The following is a 14,642-nucleotide window of genomic DNA, read 5'->3' on the forward strand; positions in this document are numbered from 1 at the left end:
CCACTATAAAGTGATGTACAAATTAAAGGGCAAATTGGAAGGAGGAAAGCTATGCGAAGCTTCATTGGTTTAGATCTTAGCGCCACAGAAAAACTTGCTCTGGATAGCTGGCGTCAACAGGCTTTGCCTGAAATCATGCCACGTCAATGGGTAAAGAGCGAGTTTACCAGGCCCCGAAAGTCTAATAACAAGCGTAACGACCACATCAACAGTCAAGGGCCCGCAATACCTTATGCGGTGCCAGCTGCAAACTTTCATATCACGCTAAGCTTTTTAGGCGAGATAAATCACCGCCAGCACGAAGCCCTCGTATATGAACTCGATCAACTCGTTAGCGAACCATTTTCTTTAACACTTGATGCGACAGGTTTGTGGAATGGCCCTAAAATACTCTTTGCTGCACCCACAGATACGCCTAAGGCACTCAGCGAACTCGCCAAATTATCACGAAAAGCGGCCCGTAAAGCGGCAATAGAGGTAGAAAGTAGAGAGTATAAACCTCACGTCACCATCGTTAGAAAGGCCACATCCACTTTGCCTCTGCCACTTTATAGCCCTAGCGTAGACGTTCACGTATCAGCATTTCACCTTTTCGAATCTGTCTTTACGCCACAAGGGGTTACCTACCCTATTCGCCAGTCTTGGCCGCTGAAACACAACATGTCGGTAAGAGAAAAGCTACGCCGGGGAATAACCGACGAATAAGGGGAATATTCCGTAATGCAGAATCTGATAGACCCTTATCGATTTGCGAGGTGCCTGTTCAGTGCTTAGCCATCGTAAAGCCTGAAAACTTGATAATATCTGATGAACAAGTTTTGTGATTATGAGTTATAGCAATTTAAGCTGGCTTTAAATAGGGTATAGCCTTTACAACGCCTAGCGTCACGGGTAAAAAGATAGCCTGTTTTTTTAAATCATTCTGCCCACATGCAACAAACATTTAGATTAGTTATAGACTGCCCAGACCAAATAGGGTTAGTGGCCAGCGTGTCGCAATTTTTAGCCGACCACAACGCTACTATCGTTGAAGCGAGCCACCACACCGATTTACAAACCGGCCGCTTCTTCATGCGTCACGAAATAAGCACCGACTCGCTAAAGTTAGACCATCAGAGCTTTGTTAAAGAGTTCACTCCACTAGCCAATGAATATCAGATGAACTGGAAGCTGAGCGACTCGAATAAAAAACAGCGCGTCGCTCTGTTAGCCAGCCTTGAATCTCACTGTTTAGTTGACCTACTTCATCGATGGCACACAGGCGAACTACACTGTGATATTCCGGTCATTATTGGTAACCACCCACAAATGAAACAGTTTGCCGACTGGTATAAAGTGCCTTTCCATTGGGTAGACTTTAAAGCGTTGGGGAAAGAGGCGGCGTTTGCGCAAATAACTACCTTACTGCATGAGTACAAAATCGATTTGACAGTACTTGCCCGCTTTATGCAGATTCTCCCTGATACGCTATGCCAAGAGCTACAAGGTAAAGCCATTAACATTCATCACAGCTTTTTACCTAGTTTTGCTGGCGCTAAACCTTATCAGCAAGCCTATGACCGCGGTGTAAAACTCATAGGAGCGACTTGCCACTATGTCACTAAAGATTTAGATGAAGGCCCTATCATTGAGCAAAGTGTGAAGCGTATTAGTCATAGCGACAGTGCTACAGACATGGTACGCAAAGGTAAAGATTGTGAAGTAACCGCGCTAGCTCACGGCGTGCGCTACCATTTAGAAGACCGCGTGATAATCCACAGAAACAAAACTGTGGTATTCGCGTAAGCCTTTACGTTTGTTTAATAAAAAGACCCCCAGTAATTGGATAGTCCAACTATTGGGGGTCACTTCAAAATTACTCTCGGGCTTTTTTGGTCTGGTTTCGCGCTATCTACACATTCTTTTTTACTTTAGTAAACCCGTCATCACCAAGTACCTCTTGAAGCCTAGCTTTTATCACGGCTTCTTTGTGTGGATAGTGAAAATCAAATCCTCTGCCATTCCTATCTAAAATTACCCCTAGATATCGGTGAGAAAAATTAAGCGCATAAATTGTGTCAGCGTTCACTTTTAGTGGCTCGCGCTCATGACGGTGAAAATAATGAAAGACCAAGGACTCACCATCTTTCTCTATCAAATCCTCGATAGGGTATCTTCTGCTGACCCCGCCGCTTCTTAAAAAAGAATAATAACTAACACAAAGCTCTACACTGCCAAGGGTAGCCGCAAGTTTCAATTCACCGTCTGTATTTATGTTTAAAATAAAAAGAGCGAGAAGAAGAGCCGGTACGCCAAAAAATATTACTCTGTCGATAGGTTTGCGTTGCATTACCTTGCCTGTGAATTCAATTCCGTTTGACCATAAATACATCACAAAAGGACGATATATTCAACACCCGTACCTTCAGCCCAAATGAATTAGATTAAACGTAGACCTAAATTGGGCTGGTACGCATGGCACGTCTAAGCTTCATGTAATACCACAGGTTTGATACTGCAAATAGCGCTTCAGTAATAGCTAACCCCCATGTCTGAGTAATCACTCCATACGCGGTGAAGTTGATGGAGCCAATAATCATGCATACTCGAAGGCCCGCTTCTTTACAGTGCAGTTCACCAAAGCGATAAGCCATGAAAGTTAACACAGGCATAGACTCAATCAGCGAGGTTTTACCGGTTAAATTATTTACTGCCAGTACAATCACCATCATAGTGATTAAAGTAATGTAAGTTGCAATAGGCGACAGTAGCTTATTTTTTACTATGCGATAGCTGGTACTCATTCCTGCTACCGTAATAACTACAACTCCTCCCCATGCTTGCTCAAAAGCCAAAAGAGAACCAATGGCAATACATAATCCTAAATTCAGCAGCAGTAATTTGCGTTCAGTATTCGACCAAAAGGAGGCCAAGGCGAATGCTACGGGAAACCCGTGAAGAAGTAATTCAAACATGGTGATCACAGTAAATAAGTCAGTGGTTTACACGCTGTGGAATACAGCTAATTCAGAACGCGCGCAGTGTAATTTCCAACCAGCGCAAAGCCAATCAAAATTTGTGCAATTTCGACGAATTGCATACCAGTACGATTTCCTCTCCAAACCGCTGTACTGCAAGGAATTACGTTAAAGAGCATTTAACTTATTTTTACATTATTTTAAGATGGTTTTTGTCAAAAACCTATAGATAAAAACAGACAGGAAAACTCATGGGTAAATTTAAAACATCACTTACCGCTATGGCGGTTGTGGTTGCACTCGGTGCATGTTCAGAACAAAAAGCACCAGAAACATCTAGCGCAGACGTGCAAAATACAACAGCATCTCAACAAGCACAGTTTGATAACGTGCTACTTCAAGAGTTCAAAGGCCCGTATGGCGGAGTGCCAGCTTTCGACAAGATGAAACTAGAAGATTTAAAGCCTGCGCTAGAAAAAGCCATGGAATTGAATCTTAAAGAAATTGAAGCTATCGCTAACAATGAAGCGCCACCAACGTTTGAAAACGTAATTGTTGAAATGGAGCGTGCCGGTGCAGAGCTTGGTCGCGTGTTCACTTACTACGGCATTTGGAGTTCAAACAAGTCGAGCCCTGAATTCCGCGAAATTCAGGCAGAGATGTCGCCTAAGCTGTCGGCTTTCTTCACTCAAATTACGCAAAATGAAAAGCTTTTTGAAAGAGTAAAAACGGTATACGAGTCTGATGAGCTGAAATCGCTCACGGCAGAAGAACAGCGTATTACGTGGATGACTTACAATAGCTTCGCACGCAATGGCGCGACCTTAGATGGCGAAGCGAAAAAGCGCTACGCTGAAATTAACCAAGAGCTTGCTACGCTACACACTAAGTTTTCTAACAATGTACTAGCAGACGAAGAGAACTACGTTACCTATATTACTGAAGACCAGCTTGACGGTTTGCCTGCATCATTTGTTAAGGCAGCAAAAGCAGCGGCTGATTCTAGAGGTGAAGAAGGTAAATACGCTATCACCAACACGCGTTCATCAATGGATCCGTTTTTAACGTACTCCACCAATCGAGAGCTTCGCGAGAAAGTATGGCGTACTTACTACAACCGCGGTGACAATGCTGACGAGTTTGATAACAACGACATTATTAAGCGTATCTTAACCCTTCGAGACGAGCGCGTTGAGCTATTAGGTTACGAAAACTACGCTCAGTGGCGCTTAGAAGATCGCATGGCAAAGAACCCAGAAAACGCCATGGACCTGATGATGAAAGTATGGCCTGCCGCCATTGCTCGTGTTGAAGAAGAAGTGGCTGACATGCAAGCCATAGCCGATGAGGAAGGTGCAGACATCACTATTGCACCTTGGGATTACCGCTTCTATGCAGAGAAAGTGCGTCAGGCAAAATACGACCTAGACTCAAACGAAGTAAAGCAGTACTTACAGCTTGATAAGCTTCGCGAAGCGATGTTCTACGTTGCAGGTCGCTTGTTCAACTTCAACTTTACACCTGTTGAAGAAGGCAAAGTGCCGGTTTTCCACGAAGACGTGAAAGTATGGGAAGTAACAGATAAAGACAGCGGTGAACACATTGGTCTTTGGTATCTTGACCCATTCTCACGTCAAGGTAAGCGCTCTGGCGCTTGGGCAACCACATACCGCTCTTACACAACCTTCGATGGCAAGAAAACCGTATTGTCTTCTAACAACTCGAACTTCGTAAAAGGCGCTGATGGTGAAGCCACGCTTATTTCGTGGGACGATGCTGAAACCTATTTTCACGAATTCGGTCATGCACTTCACTTCTTAGCGTCTGACGTCGAATACCCGTCATCGCATTCTGGCGTGCGCGATTACACAGAGTTTCAGTCTCAGTTGCTAGAGCGCTGGTTAACCACCGATGAGGTAATCAACAACTACCTAGTTCACCATGAAACAGGTGAGCCTATTCCTGCTGAGCTAGTGGAAAAAATTAAAAAAGCTTCAACCTTCAACGAAGGCTTTAAAACTACCGAGTACATGGCTTCTGCCATTATGGACCTGAAGTACCACACTACGGATCCTAGCAAGATTGACCCTGATACTTTTGAGCGTGAAGAACTTAAGAAGCTAGGCATGCCGGAAGAAATCGTTATGCGCCACCGCTCACCTCACTTCGGGCACGTTTTCTCAGGCGAAGGTTATGCAGCGGCCTATTATGGCTACATGTGGGCAGAAGTATTAACTGCCGATGCTGCGGAAGCCTTTATGGAAGCGCCGGGCGGTTTCTACGATAAAGAAGTGGGCGACCGCTTAGTGAAATACCTATTCGCTGTGCGTAACGCAATGGATCCAGCTGAAGCGTATCGCAAATTCCGTGGCCGTGATGCCAAAGTAGATGCACTAATGCGTGACCGCGGCTTCCCTATTCCTAGAGAAGACTAAGAGTAGCCGTTAGCTGATGCTCTAATAAGCATTACTTCAACTAGCCCTCGGTTTGATGAGTAAACCGAGGGCTTTTTTGTTTATGTGTAAAGGCTAATATTTTCTATTGACCTGTTGGTCAACTATGCTTCACAATCGTTTTGACCTACTTATTAGCAAAAAGTATAAACTTTGCCGGATTTAGGTCGATAAAATTGTAGCGCTATAAAATAATAATAAAAATACTGGCGCAAGATTCAGGTAGCCGTACTTAGTCGCAAAGACAAAGAGTACAAGACGTTGCTGTGCCTGCAATGCCACGTCACCTTTAATAAAATAAATTTCAGCATTAACTTACGTGGTCGAAAGTTATGACTTTCAGTATTAAACAAAAACTTATTATTTCCCTCATTTTGGCGGTACTTGCTGCAGCTATTCTTGTAGGTTCAATTAGCCAATGGATTGCCCGTGATCTTGTTAAAGAAAACATGGAAGAACTACAGCTCCCTTCTCTTCTAAAGCAGGTTGGTAACCGCGTAGACCGAGAGGCCAGTGTAATGCTGACTGTGGCGCACGGCGTTGCCTCAAATCCAGATATTCTTGCTTGGTCATCAGCGGGCGCCGACAGTGCAGGCGAGCGTCGTCTGCTTAGCTACTTGAACGATATTGTTGAATTTAACGATTTAACGGTAGCTTCATTTGTAGACAGAACCACCTACAAATATTGGAACCAAGACGGTTTCTTGCGGGTGCTTCAAGACGATGAATTCGATGGGTGGTTTTTCGCCTATAAAAATAGTGGCGAGCCCATCTCGCTAAGCTTATACAACGAACCAGGTCAGGGCTACCGCCTGTTTGCCAATTATCAGCAAGTAAACGGCAGAGGTATGTCAGGTGTAGCTAAATCAGTTGATGAGCTGCTAGATATCATCAACGCCGTGAAAATTGCGCAAACCGGCTTTGTCTTTCTTGTAGACGGTAACGGTACCATTATCGCTCACCCCAATACCGAGTTATTAGGCAAAGCTAAATTAGCGTCTATCAGCGATGCTAGTACAGCAGGGCAATTACTAAATCGTCAGGGGTTCGCCATGGCCACCAGCGACTCAGCAGGCGACACACAACTATTCGCCAGTACCTATGTGGAAAAAGCGGGTTGGTATGTGGTAGCACAAGTGCCTGAGCACGAACTATACGCATCGTTAGATGCAGGCAGTCGCCAAATCATTTTTTGGGCGCTGGCAATTGCAGGTGCGTTTGCCTTAATTGGTATCTGGCTTGCGGGCACGCTTACCAAACCGCTTGAATCACTCGCCGATGTTTTCCAACAGCTCGGTAAAGGGCAAGGCGACCTACGCTCGCGAATTCCTATGCCAGAACAAAGAGAAATTGCGCGATTGGTAGAAGGGTTTAATAACTTTATTGATCACCTTCACGGCACCATTTCGCAAGTTGCGAAAACGAGTCACGCATTAAAAGCATCGCCGAAGATGTAGCACTGCAGTCGCACCAAACTGAGAACTCCACTAAAAGCCAACGGGATCAGACGTTGCAGGCGGCAGCAGCCTTAACAGAGATGGGCAGTACGGTAAATGAAGTGGCCCAGTCTGCTACTCATGCAGCGCAAAATGCGAATTTAGCAACCACAAACTCAGCGTACGGACGAGAAATCACCCAGCGGGCAGTACATGCGATAAACGGGCTTTCAGACCAAATTCAAGATGTATCGCGTGTTATTCAGTCGTTAGATGAACACACTGCAGCCATCGGCGGTATCCTTGACACGATAAGAGGTATTTCGGAGCAAACTAACCTACTTGCACTTAACGCTGCAATTGAAGCTGCACGGGCTGGCGATCATGGTCGAGGCTTCTCGGTGGTTGCCGATGAGGTGCGAACACTTGCACAACGTGCCGCCCAAGCGACTGATGAAATACAGGTTAAGATTGATAAGTTCCAGCAAGACTCTAAATCCGCAGTGTCGCAAATGGAGTCTAGCCGAGCGCGCACTACCGACGTGGTAACCGCAACTAATGAAATCGACAAATTGCTTCAAGATATCGCCGAAGAAATTGCTCACATTAATGATGTAAATACGCAAGTCGCTACTGCCACGGAAGAGCAAGCTACGGTGGTTGAGGATATTAGTCGCAATATTAATGATATTAGCGCATCAAGTGAGAAAACCCTGAACGCGACTAAGATATTAGTGAATGTAAGCGACAAGCTTGACGAGCTAGCTCAAGAACTCTCGTCAGAAGTGAGCAGATTTAAACTGTAAATTTGTAAGCTAGCATATCAATCATGACGTGCATGGTGGGGCTGGGAGTTAACGCAACTATAGTGCGCCATTACTTAGAAAGTGATGGCGTATTCTACTTTCACTTGGTTATCGCGACTTGAGCGCCATGGCAATCGCAGCGATGCCCCTTCACTTTCCCACGATTCTCTCATGGCGCCAACAGTAAGAAGGTGCTTGTCTTCGTTAAATGGAATTTCAACGTATAGGCCAGCCGTTGTGCTAGTTGGTAGTCTAATCGTATCCGCAACCGGAATACTCATTTCGTGACGAGGGCGCACTTTATGGCTTAACCCTAAGCGATAATCGCCCCTATCCCACCAGCTGACTAACTCAAACTCATGACTTCTAACGCGTTGTGAAAGCACGCCGTAATCTAGCAAGCCTTTGTTGTAGTGAACAATAGCTTCAACATTGAACATGGGCGCTATTTTCTGGCTGAAAGCTAATTGATACTGTTTTTGTTTGCAGCCTTTAAATTTAATTTTATTTTTGGTGAGGGTAAGAGAGAAGGTATCGTCGCTGTCTGAATATTTGTTGAGCCACTCTTGTGCTTTTTCAACCACTGAAGCATTAGCAGCACCCACCATTAAAAAGCATGGGCAAATACTTATTGCTAAAAGGGACTGGTGTAAACGTCTCATTTTCGCTGCCTCTAAAATTGTGGTTGACTACAACCTATTTGATCACAATCTCAGTATAGACAGGAAGGTGGACAGTTGGGTATTAGCCATTTTACTAACATCGGCTAAAAGATAACTTTATAAGAAGAATTATTGATGACACCACGAGCGCTTGTCCATAAAAATGAACAAGCTCATTGGGGTCTCTTATTTTGAAACCACCTGTGCGCTAGAAAGGGATGCTTTTCGCCCTTCCGTTGCTTCTTCACTAAACCAATAGGTGCCGTTACTATCCACGCATACGCCTTCAACTTGTTTATATTGCTCTAGCGGCCATATATTTAAGAGCACATAGTCTTGAGTTACTTGTGCTATAAAGGTTGAAAAATTGCCAAACGGGTCTGATTTGTAGCCCGTAATAACGAACCGTCCTTGATGCTGGTCAAAATCAACGCCTGTTACAACACCAGGTAGCCCTTCGATAAAGCCAAATGGACTGATAGTTTGTTCAGCTTCCCCTTCATTTACTTTGTAAATATGGGTTATGCCGGTTTTCCAACTTTTTGAAAAAAGAAGAAGATCGTCACCGTGCTTTACCATAGCCTCTGAATCGAAGTCATGTGCATAAGGAATATTACTGTTAGCGTTATTACCGGCGTATTTTAATGTGAACGTTGTTATTTCGTTCAAATTATTTCGACTCACTTTGTGGACTTCAACTTTTTCTCTCTTACCTTTGTTGTTTCCAACATCCGCAATATAAAAAGACGATTTGTCAGCCGTTATTGCTTCCCAGTCTTTGTTTGTAAGCGGTAAACGTGTCCGCTTCGTAATATCACCTTGATAACTAATTTGATAAATCGTCGGTTCGTTACCGGAGTCATTTAATGAATAAATACCATCGACATCACAAAATGAACCTGAGGTTTCTGAGAGCTCTTCCGGTAATTCGACAATGCTGGTTACATCCAAAAGGTCGCTTGCTGTTGGGTATTGGACTGCGCATGCTGATACACCCAGAAGCGATAGCGGTATAAGCACGAATTTAGAAAGGCTATTCAAAGAAATGCTCCGAAAAACTATATATGTTGATGATACCAAAGCTTTTGAGCATCTAACATGCATTTTAAAGCGCTAAAGATTGTCCATTGGTCTAAACTCCTAATCTAAGCGTATATCGCTGTATACTTTGTTTGGTCTAAAGTCTCGGTATGACAAATGTTTAGGCTGATATACGATGGAAAAATACTAACTCGTTAAGGATTTACTTTGTCAGACCCGCTTCTCTCACTCGTGGCTGTAGGATTACTGTCAATTATCTGCCAATACTTAGCCTATAAAATTAGGCTACCCGCTATCTTGCCATTATTGATTGTTGGTATCGTAGTCGGCCCTGTATTTGGTGTGCTTAACGCAGATGATCTATTTGGCGACCTATTATTCCCAGTTGTTTCTCTTTCCGTTGCTATTATTCTTTTTGAAGGGTCACTGACGCTGAGATTTAGCGATATTGCGGGTCACGGCAATATGGTGAGAAATCTATGCTCTATCGGCGTGGTGGTAACCTGGCTAGTCGCGGCAACTGCTGCCCACTATAGCCTAGACCTTACCTGGCAATTGTCTTTCTTATTCGGCGCTATCGTTACCGTGACAGGTCCAACTGTCATCGTGCCTATGCTCAGAACCGTGCGACCTAAAACAAATCTTGCGAATATTCTGCGCTGGGAAGGCATTGTTATAGACCCAATTGGTGCTTTGTTAGCGGTGCTGGTTTTTGAATTTATTGTAGCATCGCAAGAAACGGCCATTGTTCATACCCTTATTGCATTTGGAAAAACTATAGGTATTGGTTCTGTATTAGGATTGGCATCTGGCTATTTACTTGGCCTATCTATTCGTAAAGACTGGATCCCCCACTACCTACTTAATACCGCTGTGCTTACCGTTATTTTGGGTGTATTTGCTGCATCAAACTATGTAGCACATGAATCGGGCCTTTTAGCCGTTACTATCTCGGGTATGGTACTGGCGAATATGAAAAATGTAGACGTAGAAGACATTCTTGAATTCAAGGAAACGTTGAGCGTTTTGCTTATTTCCGGTTTGTTTATTTTGCTCGCCACACGCCTAAACTTGCAGTCTATAGTGGACGTAGGTTGGGGTTCTATTGTAGTTCTTGCGGCCATTATGTTTGTAGCACGTCCACTTTCGGTATTAGCATCGTCCATCGGGACCGGGCTTAAAATCAACGAGCTGGCGCTGCTTAGTTGGATTGCACCGCGAGGGATTGTTGCAGCAGCGGTCTCAGCACTTTTCTCTTTGAAGCTAGAGGAAATTGGCTATGAAGGGGCCGGAATTATTGTCCCCATCGTGTTTATGGTGATTATCGCAACCGTAGTAGTACAGAGCCTTACGTCACGCACCGTGGCTTCGCTACTCAAGGTTAGAGCTCCAGCTCCCACTGGCTATCTAATTTTTGGCGGAAGTAAGTTTAACCGCGCACTGGCGTGTGAAATGTTGAACCAGAAACTAGACGTTACTATTGCAGATACCAACTGGGATGCTATTCGTGAAGCGCGCATGATGGATATTCCAGTATATTTTGGCAATCCCATGTCAGATCACGCCGCGCGAAACCTCGACTTAAGCACTTTTGGTACGGTGCTTATAATGTCGCCTTACAAACAGTTAAACCCATTAATTTCTTATCACTTTGAATACACCATGGGTAAAGATAAAGTGTGGGCGTTAACTAACAATGAACAGGCTACTCGCCCTAGCCATCAAGTTAGCGAACAGTATGCCAAAAAGCTTACCTTGTTTGATGAAGGTGTTACCTATGGTTACTTAGCGTCAGCCATTGCTCGTGAGTCAACAGTAAAAACCACCCGACTCTCGGACGAGTTCACGTTTGTGCAATATACAAAACAGTATGGCGAGCGTGCTACGCCGCTTATTGCGATTAATGCTGAAGGCAAAAGCTACACCTTTATAAATGGAAATAGCATTCAGCCCAAAGCTGGCTGGCGTGTTATTAGCTTGATAGAACCAGAGCATATAGAAGAAAAAATAGAGGCTTAAAAGTAAGAAAACCTCCTGCCCACCGGCAGGAGGTTTCTCCCTGGAGAACGCGTAACTCAGTGCCTCTTTTTGAAGACGCATATTTATTTGTATTTTACTGTTGTTACGCTGTCGCGCTTTATATAGCAAAGAGCGAACCAAAGTCGCTAACCCCTTACTTTACAATAACTTACAAAAATTTACGTAGTTTCCTTAATAACCACACTATGAAGATACACCATTTTTGTGCACTGGCCGCACTGTTTGGGGGTTCACATTTCATACAGAAAACAACTAGTTAACGTATTTCCCAATGCACTGAACGGTGGCTTCAAGAGCACCACTGTTATCCTCGAGTACTTTACGGCCCGCTAGACCTGCTTTTATCCGGTCACTAGGGTTTCGGAGCCAATTATCAACTGTGGTAAACATAGCTTCTCCTCCCTCAACTTTAACCAAGGCACCACATTCTTCTAAGTGACTACAAATAACTGGATTATTATAAGTGTAAGGGCCCATCATAATAGGAATTGAAAAGCTGGCCGGTTCAAGGGCGTTGTGCCCGCCTTTATTAGCTATTGAACCTCCAACAAAGGCGAACGAAGCAACGGCGTAGGCATCGTTTAATTTACCCATCTCGTCTAGCAAAATCACGTTGACATCTTGAGGCAAGGATTGAACCTGGGAACTCCGTACAAAGTTTAGCGAATTAGCTTTGATAAGCTTCGCTACTGCATCAAAGCGTTGTGGGTGGCGGGGAACAATGATCACTTTGAGTGAAGCGTTGTTTTGCCACAATAATTTTGCAGCTTGCAGCACGGCCTCTTCTTCAAGATCGTGCGTACTACCCGCAACAAGTATGGGATAACTCGTATGACTTAAACCTAAAAATGGGTGCCCTGGGGCCGCTGTTGACGCAACCTGATCGAACTTGATGTTATTCGTAAGTGTTAATTTATCAGCAGGAACGCCTAACCAAGCGTAGTTTGCGAAATCGCGCTCTCCTTGAGCACAAATGTGGTTAAGTTTACGAAGCATTGGGTTGAACAGTTTACCAATTTTTTTGTAGCGTCTCGCAGACCTATCTGTCATTCGCGCGTTAATTACCATTACAGGGATATCTCGTTTCCAGCAGGCGTGGATAAGATTAGGCCATAATTCTACCTCGGTAATCAGCACCGCTTTTGGCTGTATTCTTTTAAGCATGCCTGCCATAGCCATGTGCAAATCGTAGGGAAGATAAAAGTGATGTACTTTGTTACCGAAGATTGCGCGGACCCTCGCTGACCCCGTGGGCGTGGTTGTGGTAACCGTTATTTGACAGTTGGGGTCTTCCTGCATAATACGCTTAATCAAACAAGACGCCGCAACCACCTCTCCCACAGAAACACAGTGAAACAAATACCCGTTTTTTCTTGGCGCGTGTACAACGAAACCAAACCGTTCGAACCTACGTCGATTGTAGTCTTTAATTCTAGTCGTGCCTCTTAGCATCAGTTGCAAAAAAGCGAACGGAATAATGAAAACTAATACCAGTGAATATGCCCATCGGCATAGATCTTCTAAAAACGTGGGTTTGTAGCCGTTACGCTCGGCAGCAAACATAAATTGTCCTTAATGGTAAACATAAACGCATACATCGCGGTTAATACAATGCACGTCATCAAAGTGTCGTTAAACTGTGATGGTATAGCTATTTAGTTAGCTTCACGTGAATTTTGAAAGCCTATTCTAATGCAGCAAGACGTACAACCAATTCTTTTAATCAGGCTAAGCGCCATAGGAGATATTGTAATAGCTTCTGGCTTACCGTCTAGCACTAAGCGAAGTTATTCCCACACCGGTGCACCTATTGAATTTGCCTGGCTAGTAGAAGGCCCATATGTTTCATTAGTCCGCAATCATCCCTATGTCGTTCACGTTATAACGTGGCCCAAAAATGAATGGCCCATTCTGCTAAAGGCAAGGAAATACTGGCAAACGTTTATTCATAGTGTACGCAAACACTGTAATTTGCCTATCACCAATTTAGTAGGCGCTGAAGATGCCTCAACAGCCGTATATAAGTCGCTAGTATGAGTAAAGAGCATTGCGTAAATCTTAAGGTGTTACATATAGAGCTAGGAAGACACTTATATGGTGGCGCGAAGCAAGTTACATATCTAATAGAAGCGCTAGACAAGGACAACGGGTTTATCCAACACCTTATTTGCGCTACAGGTAGCGAAATCAGTGAGTATCAATTTGACCGCTGTACCACCCATCCTATTCGCTATCGTGGAGATACAGATCTAATGGGCGCAAAAAGGCTGTTTGATGTGGTGAAGCGCATTAAGCCCGACCTGATTCATGTACATAGTCGACGTGGTGCTGATATCTGGGGCGCACTAGCTGCTAAATTTACTGGAATACCGGCGGTATGCACCCGTCGTGTAGACAATACCGAAAATAGGTTTGTTCGCTATAAATACCAAGAGTATGAGGCAGTAATAAGCATATCGGATGGTGTTCACAAGGTGGTCTCAAAGCATTGTACAAACGTTAAATACCAAGGAACTATACATTCTGCAGTAGACCAAGACGAGTACGCGCAAGCTACTAACCGGCAATGGCTAAATAACAAGTTCAACATTCCTCAAGACCACTTTGTTATTGCTAATTTTTCCCAGTACATACCCCGCAAAGGGCAAGCTGATTTAGTACTCGCTATGCGTGATGTAATAGCGAAGTTTGATAACGTAACTTGCCTTCTATTCGGGAAGGGATCGCAAGAGAAAAATTATAGGTCATTAATAGAAAGCCACGATCTAGATACTAATGTAAAGCTATGCGGCTTTACTAAAGAAGTTGCTCACATACTTCCCAATATAGATGTTGTAGTACACCCCGCTTATGCCGAGGGACTTGGGGTGATACTTCTTCAAGCTGGTATGAGCAAATGTGCGGTTATATCTAGTCCTGTTGGCGGTATACCGGAAATTATCAAACACCAAGAAACCGGTTTAATGGTTGCGCCAGGCGATGTTGAAGGGATAGCAAAAGCAATAACCTTTTTACTAACTCAACCCAAGAAAACAAAAAAGCTAGGTGACGCTCTTCACCAGCATGTAAAAACACATTTTAGTATTAAGAATATGGCACATGAGTATTCTGTACTTTATAGAAAAATTGCAAAAGGGTGAGTTAGAACAGGTATTGGGGTTTATTGGTATTGTTAAGACACTATCGTTAAGCGCGTTTTTCAAAGCGCTCTAACATGGGGTAATAAAAACAAAAAAGCCGCTCGAGA

Annotated in this window: 13 protein-coding genes; 8 read left to right on the forward strand and 5 right to left on the reverse strand. The window is 44.0% G+C overall.

The features are described 5' to 3' along the window. Positions 1-51 precede the first annotated feature (51 nt). Both thpR and purU read left to right on the forward strand, forming a co-directional pair. Positions 52-705 (forward strand): RNA 2',3'-cyclic phosphodiesterase, encoded by a 654-nt coding sequence (gene thpR / locus KL866_RS11695; protein ID WP_025256836.1) that lies wholly within the window; start codon positions 52-54, stop codon positions 703-705. Positions 706-930: 225 nt separating this feature from the next. Beyond that, on the forward strand, positions 931-1,785 hold the full coding sequence (purU, locus tag KL866_RS11700) for a formyltetrahydrofolate deformylase (RefSeq protein ID WP_025256837.1): 855 nt from the start codon (positions 931-933) through the stop codon (positions 1,783-1,785). Positions 1,786-1,891: 106 nt separating this feature from the next. Here the strand turns inward: purU and KL866_RS11705 are convergent, their stop codons facing one another. Both KL866_RS11705 and KL866_RS11710 read right to left on the reverse strand, forming a co-directional pair. Further along, positions 1,892-2,329: a hypothetical protein gene (locus KL866_RS11705; protein WP_214995160.1), complete on the reverse strand. Its 438-nt coding sequence runs from the start codon at positions 2,327-2,329 to the stop codon at positions 1,892-1,894. A 106-nt stretch (positions 2,330-2,435) separates the two neighbouring features. Next, positions 2,436-2,954, reverse strand: a complete 519-nt coding sequence (locus tag KL866_RS11710; protein WP_025256839.1) for a YgjV family protein — start codon at positions 2,952-2,954, stop codon at positions 2,436-2,438. Between the two features lie 254 nt (positions 2,955-3,208). Between KL866_RS11710 and KL866_RS11715 the strand changes: the two genes are divergently transcribed. From KL866_RS11715 to KL866_RS20260, 3 genes are all read left to right on the forward strand, one after another. Next, positions 3,209-5,392: a M3 family metallopeptidase gene (locus tag KL866_RS11715; protein WP_214995162.1), complete on the forward strand. Its 2,184-nt coding sequence runs from the start codon at positions 3,209-3,211 to the stop codon at positions 5,390-5,392. A gap of 350 nt (positions 5,393-5,742) precedes the next feature. Then, positions 5,743-6,867: a cache domain-containing protein gene (locus KL866_RS20255; RefSeq protein WP_251139994.1), complete on the forward strand. Its 1,125-nt coding sequence runs from the start codon at positions 5,743-5,745 to the stop codon at positions 6,865-6,867. 53 nt (positions 6,868-6,920) lie between these two features. Continuing rightward, positions 6,921-7,652 (forward strand): methyl-accepting chemotaxis protein, encoded by a 732-nt coding sequence (locus KL866_RS20260; protein WP_251139995.1) that lies wholly within the window; start codon positions 6,921-6,923, stop codon positions 7,650-7,652. Between the two features lie 74 nt (positions 7,653-7,726). Here KL866_RS20260 and KL866_RS11725 read toward each other — a convergent pair whose 3' ends face one another. Continuing rightward, positions 7,727-8,314 (reverse strand): hypothetical protein, encoded by a 588-nt coding sequence (locus KL866_RS11725; protein WP_025256841.1) that lies wholly within the window; start codon positions 8,312-8,314, stop codon positions 7,727-7,729. 186 nt (positions 8,315-8,500) lie between these two features. After that, positions 8,501-9,355 (reverse strand): hypothetical protein, encoded by an 855-nt coding sequence (locus KL866_RS11730; protein WP_214995164.1) that lies wholly within the window; start codon positions 9,353-9,355, stop codon positions 8,501-8,503. Between the two features lie 207 nt (positions 9,356-9,562). On the opposite strand from KL866_RS11730, the gene KL866_RS11735 reads away from it, so the two are divergent. After that, the gene (locus tag KL866_RS11735; RefSeq protein ID WP_214995166.1) at positions 9,563-11,374 is read left to right on the forward strand and encodes a sodium:proton antiporter; all 1,812 of its coding nucleotides are present in this window, start codon (positions 9,563-9,565) and stop codon (positions 11,372-11,374) included. A 273-nt stretch (positions 11,375-11,647) separates the two neighbouring features. Here the strand turns inward: KL866_RS11735 and KL866_RS11740 are convergent, their stop codons facing one another. After that, entirely contained in the window at positions 11,648-12,958 is a 1,311-nt protein-coding gene (locus KL866_RS11740) for a 3-deoxy-D-manno-octulosonic acid transferase (RefSeq protein WP_214995168.1), read from the reverse strand. Positions 12,959-13,087: 129 nt separating this feature from the next. Here KL866_RS11740 and KL866_RS11745 point away from each other — a divergent pair, with 129 nt between their 5' ends. Together KL866_RS11745 and KL866_RS11750 are read left to right on the forward strand one after the other, a co-directional pair. Continuing rightward, positions 13,088-13,432: a glycosyltransferase family 9 protein gene (locus tag KL866_RS11745; RefSeq protein WP_214995171.1), complete on the forward strand. Its 345-nt coding sequence runs from the start codon at positions 13,088-13,090 to the stop codon at positions 13,430-13,432. Beyond that, entirely contained in the window at positions 13,429-14,535 is a 1,107-nt protein-coding gene (locus KL866_RS11750; protein ID WP_214995173.1) for a glycosyltransferase family 4 protein, read from the forward strand. Before KL866_RS11745 ends, KL866_RS11750 begins: the two co-directional genes overlap by 4 nt. Positions 14,536-14,642: the final 107 nt, after the last annotated feature.

The organism is Alteromonas sp. ALT199 (assembly GCF_018619335.1).
Classification (GTDB): Bacteria; Pseudomonadota; Gammaproteobacteria; order Enterobacterales; family Alteromonadaceae; genus Alteromonas.